This is a genomic window from Photobacterium sp. R1 (assembly GCF_054600795.1).
Window position 1 is genome coordinate 244,241 of the sequence record NZ_BAAHZP010000005.1, and the last position, 14,400, is coordinate 258,640.

15 protein-coding genes are annotated in these 14,400 nt (G+C 48.0%); 12 read left to right on the plus strand and 3 right to left on the minus strand.

The window, feature by feature from the left end:
* The first annotated feature begins 177 nt into the window (after positions 1–177).
* The 6 genes from ACYP03_RS10870 (at position 178) to ACYP03_RS10895 (ending at position 4,127) form a co-directional block, all read left to right on the plus strand.
* Positions 178–786, plus strand: a complete 609-nt coding sequence (locus ACYP03_RS10870) for a hypothetical protein (RefSeq protein ID WP_459779760.1) — start codon at positions 178–180, stop codon at positions 784–786.
* A 248-nt stretch (positions 787–1,034) separates the two neighbouring features.
* Positions 1,035–1,556 carry a GNAT family N-acetyltransferase gene (locus ACYP03_RS10875; protein ID WP_459779762.1) on the plus strand — a complete coding sequence of 174 codons (522 nt, stop codon included), beginning with the start codon at positions 1,035–1,037 and terminating at the stop codon, positions 1,554–1,556.
* Positions 1,557–1,671: 115 nt separating this feature from the next.
* On the plus strand, positions 1,672–2,046 hold the full coding sequence (locus ACYP03_RS10880) for a SpoIIAA family protein (RefSeq protein ID WP_330959543.1): 375 nt from the start codon (positions 1,672–1,674) through the stop codon (positions 2,044–2,046).
* Between the two features lie 44 nt (positions 2,047–2,090).
* A complete protein-coding gene (locus ACYP03_RS10885; protein ID WP_248140368.1) occupies positions 2,091–2,729 on the plus strand; it encodes an HAD family hydrolase in 639 nt (212 codons plus the stop codon).
* A 64-nt stretch (positions 2,730–2,793) separates the two neighbouring features.
* Entirely contained in the window at positions 2,794–3,558 is a 765-nt protein-coding gene (locus ACYP03_RS10890; protein WP_459779765.1) for a GNAT family N-acetyltransferase, read from the plus strand.
* A gap of 197 nt (positions 3,559–3,755) precedes the next feature.
* Positions 3,756–4,127 (plus strand): TonB-dependent receptor, encoded by a 372-nt coding sequence (locus ACYP03_RS10895; RefSeq protein WP_459779767.1) that lies wholly within the window; start codon positions 3,756–3,758, stop codon positions 4,125–4,127.
* A gap of 34 nt (positions 4,128–4,161) precedes the next feature.
* On the opposite strand, the gene ACYP03_RS10900 is transcribed toward ACYP03_RS10895, so the two are convergent.
* Positions 4,162–5,277 carry a ParB/Srx family N-terminal domain-containing protein gene (locus tag ACYP03_RS10900; RefSeq protein ID WP_459779768.1) on the minus strand — a complete coding sequence of 372 codons (1,116 nt, stop codon included), beginning with the start codon at positions 5,275–5,277 and terminating at the stop codon, positions 4,162–4,164.
* A 154-nt stretch (positions 5,278–5,431) separates the two neighbouring features.
* Complete coding sequence (locus ACYP03_RS10905) at positions 5,432–5,791, minus strand: glutaredoxin family protein (protein ID WP_248140364.1); 360 nt, start codon at positions 5,789–5,791, stop codon at positions 5,432–5,434.
* Positions 5,792–6,081: 290 nt separating this feature from the next.
* Here ACYP03_RS10905 and ACYP03_RS10910 point away from each other — a divergent pair, with 290 nt between their 5' ends.
* From ACYP03_RS10910 to ACYP03_RS10930, 5 genes are all read left to right on the plus strand, one after another.
* Entirely contained in the window at positions 6,082–6,435 is a 354-nt protein-coding gene (locus ACYP03_RS10910; RefSeq protein ID WP_248141645.1) for a DUF3802 family protein, read from the plus strand.
* Positions 6,436–6,681: 246 nt separating this feature from the next.
* Complete coding sequence (locus ACYP03_RS10915; protein WP_459779770.1) at positions 6,682–8,742, plus strand: methyl-accepting chemotaxis protein; 2,061 nt, start codon at positions 6,682–6,684, stop codon at positions 8,740–8,742.
* Between the two features lie 67 nt (positions 8,743–8,809).
* Positions 8,810–9,538 (plus strand): tRNA-uridine aminocarboxypropyltransferase, encoded by a 729-nt coding sequence (locus tag ACYP03_RS10920; protein WP_248140362.1) that lies wholly within the window; start codon positions 8,810–8,812, stop codon positions 9,536–9,538.
* Between the two features lie 139 nt (positions 9,539–9,677).
* Positions 9,678–10,592 carry an N-acetylglucosamine kinase gene (gene nagK / locus ACYP03_RS10925; protein WP_459779772.1) on the plus strand — a complete coding sequence of 305 codons (915 nt, stop codon included), beginning with the start codon at positions 9,678–9,680 and terminating at the stop codon, positions 10,590–10,592.
* A 103-nt stretch (positions 10,593–10,695) separates the two neighbouring features.
* Positions 10,696–11,955 carry a DEAD/DEAH box helicase gene (locus ACYP03_RS10930; RefSeq protein WP_459779774.1) on the plus strand — a complete coding sequence of 420 codons (1,260 nt, stop codon included), beginning with the start codon at positions 10,696–10,698 and terminating at the stop codon, positions 11,953–11,955.
* A 77-nt stretch (positions 11,956–12,032) separates the two neighbouring features.
* Here the strand turns inward: ACYP03_RS10930 and ACYP03_RS10935 are convergent, their stop codons facing one another.
* Positions 12,033–13,115, minus strand: coding sequence for a beta-ketoacyl-ACP synthase 3 (locus tag ACYP03_RS10935; protein ID WP_459779856.1), 1,083 nt, complete (start codon positions 13,113–13,115; stop codon positions 12,033–12,035).
* A 248-nt stretch (positions 13,116–13,363) separates the two neighbouring features.
* On the opposite strand from ACYP03_RS10935, the gene ACYP03_RS10940 reads away from it, so the two are divergent.
* A complete protein-coding gene (locus tag ACYP03_RS10940; RefSeq protein WP_330959536.1) occupies positions 13,364–14,338 on the plus strand; it encodes a Gfo/Idh/MocA family protein in 975 nt (324 codons plus the stop codon).
* Positions 14,339–14,400: the final 62 nt, after the last annotated feature.

The window sequence follows — 14,400 nt, forward strand, 5'->3', positions numbered from 1 at the left end:
AATGTTGAATGTATTTTATGCATGTTTGAGCACACCCACATTTTTAATCATGATTACGATTGAAATATTCGTTTCTTGATAGAATAGCGGGGCTTGTGTTTGCGGTGTATCTGGATTTTATGCTGGATATTATGGAAAGTACACTTCAAGCAGGTTATATCTTTTTCATGATTTTAAATGTGGTTATCAATGCTCAAGAAAAATATTTTCATTGCCGCTCTCGGCATGTCTGCGTTCATGGTTTCCAGTCAATCCATGGCAAAAGTTGATTTTATCATTGGAGCCGGTTACGACTTTGGTGGTGAGACCTTGGTTGAAGCTTATTATACCAATGGTGATTCAACCAAGGTAAAAACAGGTGAAGGCCTGTCAATTTTTGGTGGCGTAGATTACTTTTTGCAAGATGAACTGAAATTACGTGGAACCATTGGCTATAAATTTTCCAGTGCCAGTGCGTCAAATGGTGATATCACGTTCGACCGTTTTCCGTTGGATTTATTGCTGTTAAAAGGGTACGGGCGGCACCAGTTTGGTGTTGGCGCAACTTACCACACGGGTGTTGAATACGAGTGGGATGTAAATAGTTATGGCTTTGGCTCAAATGGTACGGTTGAGTTTGAAGATAGCCTTGGCTTTATTGTCCATTATGAATACCGGGTTCCTCTGGAAAATGACAATGCTTTCGTAATAGGCGCTCGTTATACCCAGATTGATTATGAAGTAAAAGACACAGATCTTTCATATGACGGCAGTGGGTTTGGTCTGAATCTGGGCTTTACTTTCTAAAATTGCCTTTTAATTTTCGAGAACCGGAAGAGAAATGTTGATCAACATCTTCTCTTCCGGTTTTTTTGTACTTCAGCAGCATCAATATTTTTATTTCTCGCTAAGCTTTAATTTTTGAACCAGATAATTGAGGCTGAATATACTTCTGTGATATACAACAGGTTTCATTTTTGAGCCGTAAGAAACCACCTTACAGAGAAATAGAGCGAAGGACATAGGGAATGCTTCAGTTAACAACGGAAAGATTGGTGCTGCGTCCGCTGACCATGAGTGATGCGGGTCCTTTGTTTGATATTTTTTCAGACCCTGAAGTTATGAAATACTGGGATGGCAGTCCATGGCAGTCCATTGAAGAAGCGCATGACTATATCTTGGCATCGAAAGCTTCTTTAGATGAACCGGAAAAACTGGTCTTTGGTATTTGTGATAAATCGGATCATCATTTGCTGGGAAAATGCATGTTATTTAATATCCACCCCACGTCTCGCCGAGCAGAAGTGGGTTTCGGTGTTGCACAATCCTCCTGGGGGAAAGGGGTCGTCTCTGAGGCTGTTTCAGCGTTACTGCATTTCGGATTTGAGGCAATGCAACTGAATCGGATTGAAGCAGAGATTGATCCGGAAAATATTGGCTCGGCCAGATTGCTAGAAAAACTTGGCTTTGAGCAAGAAGGATATTTACCTGAGAGATGGATTGTCGATGGCCGGGTTTCCGACTCGGCATTATTTGGTTTGCTGGCAAAACAATGGTATTCACAACGTCAGATCTGATTCCTGAGCCTGAAGCCGTTGTATCGGCTGGAATTTGTTTTTCACGCGTCAGCGATAGCCTGATTTGTGGTGATGAATCATACTTACTGAATTCACAGCCACAGAAAGGTGCAGCATGTTTAGTGTGGAAAAGGTCGGGAATGATCGGCTGGACATTGCAATGAGCGGCAAGCTGGATTCCCAGACGATGGGACTGGCACTGGATGAGCTCCTGGACAAATCTGCTGAAATTGAACACGGTAAAATGTTGTTTGATGTTGTGGATTACCATTTGCCTTCCCTGGGTGCCATTGGTGTCGAACTGTCCCGAATTCCTGCCATGATGGGATTCATCCGAAAATTCGATCGGGCTGCAGTGTTGTCTGATCAGAATTGGGTCAAAAAAATCAGTGAGCTGGAAGGCACATTGATGCCCGGGTTAACGATTAAAGCATTCAGCCGGGATCAGCGGGAGGACGCTGTAACCTGGTTAGAATATGCCCCGGAATAAACAAGCGCGGAATGCAGCGTGAAATAAGGATAATTGTTGTTTGTATGTATCATGTGATGTTTGATGTAGACGGAACTTTGATTCAGTCTTGTGAGTTCGATGAGCACTGCTTTCTGATGGCTGTGAAAACGGTCACCGGGCTGGATTTGAACCGCAGATGGGAGAACTATCCGCATATCACAGACCGGGGTATTCTGCGTACATTCATTGCAAATCAGGCACCGGAAGAAGAATTAATCAGCCTGGAAAAGCGAGTGAAGGTGGAATTCATTCAAAACGTTCAGTCTCGTCTGAATCATCGTCCGGCGCAGGAAGTGAGTGGGGCGAAAGCATTCTTTCATCATTTGCTGGCAGACGAGCGGTTTCTGGTGTCCGTCGCCACGGGCGGCTGGGGGGAAACCGCATTACTGAAATTGCAATCTGCCGGTTTTTACACAGAGAATCTGCATCTGGCTTCTTCAAATGATCATTATGCCCGCACGCAGATTATGCTGATGGCCAGAGAAAAAGCAGGGGATAAAGACGATTTACCACTGACCTATTTTGGTGACGCGGTATGGGATCTGAAAGCCTGTCAGGAACTGGGGGTGAATTTAGTGATTGTCGGGCAAAAAGTAAAACATGCCCAGATGATTAATGATTATCACGACATGGATAAGTTACTCCGCTTTATTGCCTCCTGACTCGATACATTCAATGGGGTGATTGGCGTGAACATTTTCAGAGAAAAGCATGACGGAAGTTGCTATGGATTCAAAGGAAGTGATGTCGGTTTACAATCAGTGCGAGCGGATTGATATTGAGATACCGGGGTTTATCAAATCCTCATCTCATGGTGTGGTCAGATTTCGTTCCGATACCGGTCAGGGTGGGTTTATTTCTTTTTATGATTTACCGGAAGCTGAACTGGATACCGTCATTCAGAGGGAAGTCGCTTATTTTTCACAGTATTCAGCTGCGTTTGAATGGAAGACTTACAGCACGGATACGCCTGCGAATATCGGTGAACACCTGATTACGCATGGATTTCAGCGTGAAACCTCAGAGGCTTTCATGGTATTGGATCTGGCTGCCGTGAATGTGGCGGATAGTGCACAAAATATCATTACAGAAGTGCATGAACTTGAAGGGATTCAGGATGCAATGGCCGTCCAGGAAAAGGTCTGGAAAACTGATCAGAGCCATCATTTGGCTAACCTGCATTATCTGAAGCAGACGCAACCTGATACCGTTTCTATATATGTCATTTATGAGCAGGGTGTTCCTGTCAGCTCCGCCTGGATTATCTTTAATGACGATAGCCCGTTTGCTGGTATTTGGGGAGGAAGCACCCTGGAAGTATGCCGGGGTAAAGGTTACTACACCGCTTTACTGCAAAAACGGATTCAGGATGCAAAAAAACGTGGAAAACGATATTTAACGATCGATGCGTCTCCAATGAGCAAGCCAATCGTTGAAAAATATGGCTTTTCTCTGATTGCTGAAACGGTGCCTTATATTTACCAGCCTTAACTTAGCCCATCCTCTCTGAGGAAAGCTTTAACCGCTCGTTCTGAAGCTTCTGTCCTGAGAAACCTAGTCTGTGTTCCACCTGTTTGGTTGATTTTTGAATCAAAAATTAGTCAGCCTGCGTCCTGTTTTCTATCTAAGCTGTATCAGGAAAACAGAGCGCTTCTGAGTACGTCTTGTGGTGAATAGGCGGAGGTAAGATGGACAGAAAATATGTGATTTCAGGTTTGATATACGCAATTCTGGGCATGAGTCTGGGGATTTATATGGCAGCTTCCAATAATCATGGTCAGATGGTGACTCATGCCCACATCATGCTTGCAGCTTTCGTGGTTTCTTTCATTTACGGTTTATGTCACCGGTTATGGCTGACGAATGGATCCGGCAGATTAGCCAAAATTCAGTTTCTGATTCACCAGGTTGGGGTTCTGGTGCTGGTGGTGGGCCTGTTTCTTTTGTACGGGAACTTCATTGCAATAGAAGTCATTGATCCTGTGCTTGCACTTGCCTCTGTTGCGGTATTAATCGGGATGATCTTAATGACAGTGTTGTTCCTGACTTCAGAAAAATGAAAAAGGCGAAGAATGCTTCGCCTTATCCGGATTGTCACTGACTCTCTGCGGGGTTCTTTTGAGTGCCAGCAGCTTTTTCCTTTTTCGCTTTTTGCTCTTCCAGTACACGCTTAGGTGTGGATTCTTCTTTCACTCTTAAGCGGTAAGCCATGGCGTAACCCCAGCTGGATGATGGCCGGGAGAGCAGGGAATCCAGAACTTTCGTGTTCACTTCATCAAATTTACCCAGTGCTTTGGCCGTTTTTCCTGAGGAAGCAATATCTTCATCAGCCGGCGTATTCACGATGATGTGTGCTGCTTTCTTTAACGCTTCGGCATATTCTTCAGGATCATCAAGATCATACTGAGAAATTTTCATTTTCTTCTGTAAGTACTGTGCCCAGTAATACTGAAGGTATGGGATCGACATCGGCCGGATCAGCGGGTTGACGGTCGGATAGTCTTTATCTGGGTCGTTATAGGCAATATTGCGCAGGAAAAACACCAGTGACAGATATTTATCATGCTTTAGCTGTTTCATTCCAAGGTACTGGGGAAGATCAGAAGGCTTGATTTGTTCACCGCGCGTATTATAGAGCCAGATTTGCCCGGCTTGTTTCATGGCATCCCATTTCTCATCAATATCATCCCCGGCCAGATTATGTGTCACTTTGACCAGCACCGGAACACTGGTTCCACCATTGGGCATATCCCAGAAGGTCGAGAGAATATGATGGCCGGAAAGCAGATAAAGTGTTTTTCCGTCTGGCGCGACCAGCACGGTCGGCAGGGCATCTTCCTGACTGCCGAACGGTTTCTTACAGTGATAGCTCTCCAGATCTGTGGGTTTGGAATTATCATCCCAGCTTTGTATGCCTTGTCCGCCATTGGTCAAACAAAGGTCATCATAAAGCTGCGCAGGACGTGCCTCATAGCGTCCCAGACTGGCAAAAATTCTGTCGTAGGCCAGAACCGGCTGTGTTGGCAGAATTTCGTCGAGTTTCACGCTCAGAACATCGCCCACCTTGATGCTTTTTTCTGCGTTGTCATCGCTTGCAGCCTGAGAGGAAGTTTCTGATACGGCTTTTTCATCCTGTGCTGCGAAAGTCGGCGTCGTGATCGCAGAACTCAGAAAAAGGGCGAAGAAGCAGGCTATACGATGTAATCGCATGGGGACTCCTTACTAGTCATCGTGGCAAATTGAGTGTAGCAAACTGCTAATGGTTGAATGTATAAGAAATAATACTGAAGTTCGGGTGGGGACGTATCAGACTGATGTCAAAACTGTGGCAGTTCATCCCGGCCAGGAGCCGGGATAAATAGGTTCAGGCGAAGCGTTGTTCCAGATAGCGGATAATATCGTTTGATTCATACATCCATTCAATCTGGCCATCTTCTTTTTCGATACGCAGGCAAGGCACTTTTCGTTTACCGCCGCCATTGACCAGTTCCTGTTCAATTTCAGGCTGTTTGGCATCACGGGTTTGCAGCGGTAAAGCCAGCCGTTTTGCCTGACGGCGGACTTTGACGCAAAACGGACAGGCGTCAAACTGATACAGGTGAAGCTGTTCCATAGCCTGATTGACGGACTGTTGCTCAGCTTGTGTTCGTTTCATTGCTTTCGGGGAAAAGAGGGCATTGAGTAACAGGATCACTCGGCCAAGAATCCAGCGAATCATTTTCATCGTGTTGTACTTCTCTGTGGTTCTGATTTTGAAGCCGGGATTGTATCTCAATGCGCACGGCTACGTCATCCGGGTAAATGAGTCGGGAAAACCTGCCGGAGAGTGTCAAAGTATTGGCGAATTGGACGGGAAATTACTCGTTCTGTTGATGATTTCTGTGCCAGCTAAATTAGCCTTTTCTTACTGATAATTAAAATAGTTAACTTGTGCACAGTTGACATCAGCAAGCTTGAAAAAAGGAGAAGAGACACTATGATCCGGGGTAGTGTTGGATGAACAAAGCAAAGAATATGGTTGTTGAGTCTGAAGGTTATCACGCATTAATCGAGTACTTTACGGAGCACCTGAGTGTGTTTGAAGCGTCAGGTACGGATGTGTGTGAAGAAACCGTAGAAAATGTTGTCACGGATCTGATCGCTACCAACCTCATGGCTGTTTTTGGCCAGAACCCAGATCTGAAACCAGATTTTCGGTTCAAGTTGATGCAGGAAGCGGATGCTGTTCTGGAAGATATGACAGAAATTTTGGGGGGCTTGTGGCTCAAGCATCCGGGTATTGAGCAGATTACATTCCTGGAAGACTATATCAGCCTGGTGAAAAACCTGTTTGACAGTGTCATCAGTGAGCAAACTTCAATCGCCTGAAATCTTTCCTCGTATTTGTTAAGAAACGTATCAAAAAAGCAGCCAAGTGCTGCTTTTTTCTGTTTTATCAAAGTCCTAACTATCCGTGCTTATTGTACTTTTTTGTCAGTTGACATGAGTTTGTCATATTCCCTGCGTATTTTATCGACGGGAATAAATGAGAATAAGATCACAATTGTCTGGCCGATGCCGTGTGATGCACCAGAAGCGAACAGCCAGCAATTCTGACATCGACAAAGGTTCATCATGACAAGAAAACGTTCACATCAGGCAAGGCTGTCTGTCGTGTTTTTAATTCAGTCAGTTTTTCTGCTGTTGGTGATCATCGGCGGATTGCTGTCTTTTTTCGGAAATCAGGGTCTGAATCGTGTTTCAGCCCAGTTTGGGCTGCTGAGCCAGCAGGCATTACCAGTTGCAACATTAAATGCAGAAATGGTGAAAGGTTCGCTGGCTTCTGCGCAAAGTCTTACAGAGTTGATGAACAGTACTTCGCTGGAAAATCTGGATACCGCTTTGGCAGCTTTGAATTCTCATGAACAGAAAGTTGAAGACGCAGTGGCTCAGCTGGAAAACCTGGCAACGGAAAACAGCATTGAATGGCTGTCTGATAATGTAAAAGATTTCAGGAAGGATCTGGCTGCATTTCATCTGCTGGTCGATTCGGTTTATCAGACCCAGCAACAAATTCTTACCAACCAGTCGAAATTAGAATCTGACAAAGCGACCATGAACTACGCGATCACATCGGTCCGCTCCGAAATGAGCCGGATCAGCATTGGCTTGTATGCCGGTGATCAGTTGGCCATGGGGCATGTCACGAATTTTATCAATCATTCTCAGGAGATGGGAACCAACATGGTTGCTTTACTCTTTGAGAATGATCTGACGAAAGCAGAAAACCTTGCGAAGGATCTGAAACGTACCAACTTATCCGGGATGCAATTTGCCTGGAAAGAACTCAATCGCGTCAACCCGGAAATCGCGGAATATGCCAGCCTGACGGTGCCGTTCGAGATGGTACAGGGATTGTTTTCAGAACAGGGTATGGTTGCGTTAAAGCTTCAAACCCTCAGGCTGATTGAGGAACAATCGCAGAAAGCAGGACAGGCGAAAGCTCAGGTCAGCCAAATCATGCAGCAGTTGAATACGCTGGAGGATGGTGCAGCCCGGATGATGCAGCAAAGCGAACAGGGTGTTCTGACTGCGGGAGAAAATGCCAAACTGATTTTTGTCATGCTGAGTGTCGCTGGTTTGCTGATTGCTGTTGCCAGTGGGGTCTGGGTGAGTAAAACCGTGCACCGGTCACTGCAGCGACTGGATGATGTGGTGAAAGCAAACAGTCAGGGAGATTTGACGGCCGTTGCCGATGAGAACGCACCGCGCGAATTTGCAGAGTTAGCCTGTCTGCTGAATCAGTCGAACCGGACGAACAGCCATGCGATGTCACAGTTGAATCATAACAGCCAGACGCTGATGCAGGCAGCGGAACGCAGTCAGACGGCCTCAGCACAGTCGCGCCAGGCCCTGAGCCAGCAAAGTGATCAGTTAAGTGCTATTGCGGCGGCAATTACTGAGCTGGAAGCGTCCATCAAGGAAATCGCTCTCAGTACAACAGAGTCGGAAGCGGAAGCGGAAGCGGCAAATACGCTGGCACAAGATGGCGTGGCGATTATCAGCCGCAGTACCGATCGCTTGCAGGCGCTGGATGCTCAGTTTGCGCGCAATGAAGCCTGCATGTCTTCACTGGACGAGCACGTGAATAAAATCACGGAAGTGGTCGAACTGATCAGCGCGATTGCGAATAACACCAACCTTTTGGCATTGAACGCTGCTATTGAAGCAGCCCGGGCGGGTGATCAGGGCCGTGGTTTTGCCGTGGTGGCGGATGAAGTTCGCAAATTAGCCAGCCAGACCAGTCAGCAAACGGAGTCGATTCGTCTGACTATCGAAGAGCTGCACCGGGCTGCCCGGGATGCAAATATGGCCATGCAGGAAAGCCGAAGTGAAATGACGGCTTCGATTTCGCTGAGCGGTGAAGTCGAATCTGCAATTCACAGCATTCAGGGCGCGATTGCCCGAATCACCGACAAGGTCATTACGATCTCCGCGGCAACGCAGCAACAAGAAAATGCCTCTGTCGAAGTTGGCCGTAGTGTAGAGGGCGTTGCGGCTCAGGCGAATCTGAATAACCAGCAATTGTCGACGCTGGTTGAAGAAGCCGGCAAAGTGGCCACGATTGCCCGTGAGCAACGGCAGATGCTCACCCGTTATCAGATTCAGGAAGATCAACCGCAGAAACCTTTCTGAGTGCCTTGTCACCGGATAAGCAACGCCAGTAGAATGCTGGCGTTTTTTATTTCCGGATAATATTGCAATGCGTATACACGCTGTACATAGCCTCTATGACGCACGCCTGGCGCGTTCGACCCGTCCATTTCTGGCCCGGGGCGGTAAGGTCGCACGCTGTAAATTCTGTATGCTCCGAGAGCACCTGTGTATTTGTGAGCTCAAGCCTCAGCTTGAATCTGAAGCTGCCTTCATGCTGATCATGTACGATGACGAAGTACTGAAGCCTAGCAATACTGGCCGTCTGATTGCCGATCTGTTTCCTGATACATTTGCCTACATTTGGTCTCGCACTGAGCCTGATCCGGCCATGCTTGAAGTCCTGGCTGATCCGCAGTGGCAGCCATACGTGATTTTTCCGGCGGAGTATGGCGAGCCTGAACGTGTGGCAGAAGAAGTGACGCTGGCACCGGGAAAACGTCCTTTGTTTATTCTGCTGGACGGGAGCTGGGCGGAAGCCAAAAAGATGTTCCGGAAAAGTCCGTATCTCAATCAATTCCTAATGCTGTCAATTTCTCCGGAGTCGCGGTCCCGTTATCAGGTTCGTGAAGCGGTGAAAGATAATCAGTTGGGAACGGCAGAGGTGGCGGCCCGTATCGTCGATGTTTTTGGTGAGCAGGAGAATGCCAGAATTCTGGACCTCTGGTTTGATGTGTTCCGGGAAAGTTATCTGGCGGGTAAGCTGAATCGTCCGTTACCCGAGGATTCAGCTATCCGGCAGTTACAACAGGAATTTCAGCCAAGGGTAGTGGAGTAATTTTGCCCGTGCTTTCAGGACTTGCTTTCACTAAATGTGCGCTGACGCTGATTGATTGATAACTAAATAAGGCATCTATCACAGTCTGTAGACCCGGATGTATGGATAATTTTCACAGCGTAAAATAATGGAGACAACAATGTATTACGGCTTCGATGTTGGGGGAACCAAAATTGAATTTGGTGCTTTCAACGAACAATTGGAACGTGTTGCAACAGAGCGTGTTGCAACGCCTGGCGATGATTACGAAGCGTTGATTGATACGCTGGTGGCGCTGATCAAAAAAGCAGATCAAACCTTTGGCTGTGAAGGTCAGATTGGTATCGGCATTCCCGGCATGGAAGATGCGGAAGATGGCACGGTGCTGACGTCGAACATTCCTGCGGCCAAAGGCCGTCATTTACGTCGGGACCTGGAAAACCGTCTTGGCCGTAGCGTCAGTATTGATAACGATGCTAACTGTTTTGCTTTGTCAGAGGCATGGGATGAAGCGCTGCGTGATGAGCCATCCGTGCTGGGGCTGATTCTGGGAACAGGATTCGGCGGTGGGCTCGTATTCAATGGTAAAGTGTTCTCCGGGAAGAATCATGTGGCGGGCGAGCTGGGTCATACCCGTCTGCCTATTGATGCCTGGTTTCATTTGGGTGAGAAAGCGCCGTTGTTCACCTGTGGTTGCGATAACAAGGGCTGTATCGATAACTACCTGTCAGGCCGTGGCTTTGAACAGCTCTATGCCCATTATTATGGTGAAAAAGTTCCGGCAATTGAGATCATTGAGCATTTCCGACAAGGTGAAGCGAAAGCTGTTGAACACGTGGAACGGTTTGTCGAATTGCTGGCGATTTGTCTGGGCGGCTTGCTGACCGGCCTTGATCCGCACGTGGTTGTGCTGGGTGGCGGTCTGTCGAACTTTGATTATTTGTATGAAGCCTTGCCGAAGCGTCTGCCAAAACATCTGCTGTCTGTGGCACGTGTACCGAAAATCATCAAAGCCAAACACGGTGATGCTGGTGGTGTTCGCGGTGCGGCATTCCTGAATATCAAAACAGCCTGATCGCAGTTCGTAAAGGTTGAAAGCACCCGGGCGGGTGCTTTTTTATTGGCAAGTTGAACCAGCAGGGATAAAATCCCTGCTTTTTCGTATTCAGGGCGGCAATATGGCGTTTTCCGGGTTAGGGCTTCAGGCTGAAATTTTATCTGCAATTGCAAAGCAAGGGTTTTCCGAGCCGACGCCGGTGCAGCAACTGGCGATTCCTGCGGTGCTTGCAGGTAAAGATGTGCTGGCGGCTGCACAGACTGGCACAGGAAAAACCGCCGCTTATGGTTTGCCTTTGCTGCAACAAATGCTGATTCAGTCTGAGTTGCCACAGCGTGATAACCATGCCGCACCTGTCCGGGCATTAATTCTGACCCCGACCCGGGAACTGGCTCAGCAGGTTCAGGATAATCTGGCCGCTTATGCCGATGATTTATCGCTGACATCTGTAGCCGTCTACGGCGGGACCAGCATGAGTGTGCAGACCAAAGCACTGAGAGCAAGACCGGATATAGTGGTTGCCACACCGGGACGGTTGCTGGATCACGCGCATGTGGGCAACCTTGATCTCAGTCAGGTGAAATACCTGGTGTTTGATGAAGCAGATCGCATGCTGGATATGGGCTTCAAGGAAGAGATCCAGCGGATTCTGAAACGGATGAAAGCGCCGCGTCAGACACTGCTGTTTTCTGCGACGTTCTCGAAAGCCGTGAAAGAACTGGCTTACCGGATGATGAAAGAACCTGAAGTCATAGAAGTGACACCAGCCAACACCACGGCAGAAACCGTGAAGCAGATTGTTTATCCGGTTGATAAGCATCGTAAAGCTGAGTTGCTGGCCTATCTGATTGGTTCCCGAAACTGGGATCAGGTGCTGGTGTTTACCAAAACCAAGCAAGGCTCCGATGCGCTGGTTAAAGAGCTGAAACTGGACGGCATCAAAGCGGCATCGATTAATGGTGATAAAAGCCAGGGGGCCAGACAGCGGGCGTTGGATGATTTCAAATCAGGCCAGATCCGTGCACTGATTGCGACTGATGTTGCAGCGCGCGGACTGGACATTGAGCAGCTGTCATATGTCGTGAACTTCGATCTGCCGTTTCAGGCAGAGGATTACGTGCATCGTATCGGGCGAACAGGCCGTGCGGGCAGTGAAGGTCTGGCAGTGTCGCTGATGAGTCTGGATGAAGAATGGGCGCTGAAAGCCATTGAAGATTTGCTGGATACCCGTTTGCCTCAGGAATGGCTGGCAGGCTATGAACCGGATCCCTCGATTGCACCGCCTGAGCATGCCCCGAAAGGACGCTCGGCAGATAAGCGTCGCATGAAGAAGCAGCTCAAAGTCCATCAGGGCAGAGGCAAGCGCTCAGCAAGACGTTAGGCTGTGCCATGCTGATAGGAAACATGCAAAAAGCCACTCAGATTTGAGTGGCTTTTTTATAAGAGGCGGAAACAGATTTATTTCACACCGGTACAATGATCAATTGCGTTTTGCATGATTTCTCTGGCGCTTTGCTCGCAAGGCGGCAGTGCCGCGTCAGACTGGGCGATTGGTGTGACACGTTGGCCCCAGCGGATAATGCTGGCACCCCAGGTCAGGCCCGCACCAAAAGCTGCAGACAGGATCGTATTACCTGGTTTGATGAACCCTTGCTCGACGGCTTCGCACAACGCAATCGGCACGGTGGCCGCAGAGGTATTGCCGTAGCGGTGAATGTTCACAAAAGCTTTCTCTAACGGAATGCCGGTATGATCGCAGAGCGCTTCAATAATGCGTTTATTCGCCTGATGAGGAATCACAACATCAATGTCTTCTTTACTTAGTCCTGCACGCTCCAGGACAGTGCTGGCGGCTGAGCCCATGCCGCGGACAGCCCGGCGGAAAATTTCACGGCCGACAAAGTTAAATGTAAAGTGTCCCGGATCCGGATCAAAACGATCCATGGATGTCCCGAAATCTGGAATCGCCAGTACATCACGCCCTTCAGAATCACAGCCCAGTTGCGACTCCTGAAGACCAGTGTTTTCTTCAGTCCGGCTCAGGACGACCGCACCGGCACCATCACCAAAGAGCACGGCAGTATCACGTTTACTCCAGTCAATCAGCCAGGACAGACGTTCAGCACCAATGACCAGCGCATGACGGTAATTCCCCAGCTGAATCAGACGTGTTGCGGTTTCCAGACTGTACAGAAAGCCGGTGCATGCAGCGTTTATGTCAAATGCCGCAGCCCGTTGTGCGCCCAGTTCACGCGCGACTTTAGAGGCAATGTTTGGCAGTAAGGTATCCGGAGAACAGGTTGCAATGATGATTAAATCCAGGTCACTGCCAGTCAGGCCAGCTGCCGCCAGTGCGTGTGTCGCTGCAAGTTCGGCCATTTTGGACGTGTCAACATGACTGATTCGACGTTCCTGGATACCGGTACGGGTCTGAATCCATTCATCAGTGGTATCGACAAACTGACTGAGTTCATCATTAGTCAGTACTGCGGGAGGGAGGCACTTGCCCCAACCGGTAATTTCAGCGTGGTACATAGCGATTCTCTGTTTTGATTATGGTTTCAGGCAATTGATAAGCCTGATTATGAATTCGGGTGTCTTCTCTGCGCTAAAATGCAGGAACATCGTCGAAAGAGTTTACATGCAGTTTGTTATCTTACTCCAAGCACTGGGTGACTCCAAGCAATCAGGCCAGAGATTTGTGCTCGTTATCAAAGCGTTGGCGTTTACGCGCAGTGTCTTCCATGCATAATGAAATGAATAAAATTGTCAGCAGGAACCTTGAAGTCATGATACGCGTGGGCACCATTGGCACAAATTGGATCACAGACCGCTTTATTGAGGCTGTGCTGCAAACCGGAAAATTGAATCCGACAGCTGTTTATTCAAGAACAATAGAGCATGCCGAGCACTTTGCCAGAAAACATGGCATCAGACATTGCTTTGACCAGCTTGAAGACATGGCAAACAGTGATTTGATTGATGCCGTCTATATTGCCAGCCCCAATTCACTGCATGCCGCGCAGGCAGAGCTGTTTATCCGGGCCGGGAAGCATGTCATTGTTGAAAAGCCGATGGCTTCGAATATTGAAGAAGTGGACAAACTGATTGCACTGGCGAAAGCACACAATGTCGTTCTGTTTGAAGCACTGAAAACAACCTATATTCCCAATTTTGAAGTGATTCGTAACAGTCTGAATAAAATCGGCCGTCTGCGGAAAGCCTATTTTAATTTTTGTCAGTATTCATCCCGTTATGACAAATACCTCAATGGTGAAAATCCGAACACCTTTAACCCTGAATTTTCGAATGGTTCTCTGATGGATATTGGGGTGTACCCATTGAGCGTGGCGATTGCATTGTTTGGCGAGCCGATGAGTTTTACCGCTCAGGGAACATTACTGGACTCCGGAGTGGACGCGCATGGCACACTTGTTTTGCACTATGGCGACTTTGATGCGGTGATCAGTCACTCGAAGGTCAGCGACAGTATGCTCCCTTGTGAGCTTCAGGGCGAGCAGGGCACTCTAGTGATTGATGCGATCGCGGATTGCAAAAAGGTCGTAATTTACCGGAAAGATGAACCGGAGGTGACGTTGTCACGATATCAGGCAAAAAATACCATGCAGTATGAAGCCGCGGCATTTGCCCAGTTAATCGAAGATGAAATGTACGCGCATTCAGGACTGGAGCGCAGCCGTATTGTTCACAGTGTGATGACGAAAGCCCGGGATATCATTGGTGTTCGTTATCCAGCGGATTAATAGAAATCAGGCGTTAAAAAAGGTGGCCGTCTGGCCACCGGAAATCGAAGAGATTGTTAAAA

Excerpts from the sequence above, each read along its gene's own strand:
- ACYP03_RS10870 (WP_459779760.1), top strand. The coding sequence starts at position 178 with ATGTGGTTATCAATGCTCAAGAAAAATATTTTCATTGCCGCTCTCGGC.
- ACYP03_RS10880 (WP_330959543.1), top strand. The coding sequence starts at position 1,672 with ATGTTTAGTGTGGAAAAGGTCGGGAATGATCGGCTGGACATTGCAATG.
- ACYP03_RS10885 (WP_248140368.1), top strand. The coding sequence starts at position 2,091 with ATGTATCATGTGATGTTTGATGTAGACGGAACTTTGATTCAGTCTTGT.
- ACYP03_RS10890 (WP_459779765.1), top strand. The coding sequence starts at position 2,794 with ATGGATTCAAAGGAAGTGATGTCGGTTTACAATCAGTGCGAGCGGATT.
- ACYP03_RS10895 (WP_459779767.1), top strand. The coding sequence starts at position 3,756 with ATGGACAGAAAATATGTGATTTCAGGTTTGATATACGCAATTCTGGGC.
- ACYP03_RS10900 (WP_459779768.1), bottom strand. The coding sequence starts at position 5,277 with ATGCGATTACATCGTATAGCCTGCTTCTTCGCCCTTTTTCTGAGTTCT.
- ACYP03_RS10905 (WP_248140364.1), bottom strand. The coding sequence starts at position 5,791 with ATGAAAATGATTCGCTGGATTCTTGGCCGAGTGATCCTGTTACTCAAT.
- ACYP03_RS10910 (WP_248141645.1), top strand. The coding sequence starts at position 6,082 with ATGGTTGTTGAGTCTGAAGGTTATCACGCATTAATCGAGTACTTTACG.
- ACYP03_RS10915 (WP_459779770.1), top strand. The coding sequence starts at position 6,682 with ATGACAAGAAAACGTTCACATCAGGCAAGGCTGTCTGTCGTGTTTTTA.
- ACYP03_RS10920 (WP_248140362.1), top strand. The coding sequence starts at position 8,810 with ATGCGTATACACGCTGTACATAGCCTCTATGACGCACGCCTGGCGCGT.
- nagK (WP_459779772.1), top strand. The coding sequence starts at position 9,678 with ATGTATTACGGCTTCGATGTTGGGGGAACCAAAATTGAATTTGGTGCT.
- ACYP03_RS10930 (WP_459779774.1), top strand. The coding sequence starts at position 10,696 with ATGGCGTTTTCCGGGTTAGGGCTTCAGGCTGAAATTTTATCTGCAATT.
- ACYP03_RS10940 (WP_330959536.1), top strand. The coding sequence starts at position 13,364 with ATGATACGCGTGGGCACCATTGGCACAAATTGGATCACAGACCGCTTT.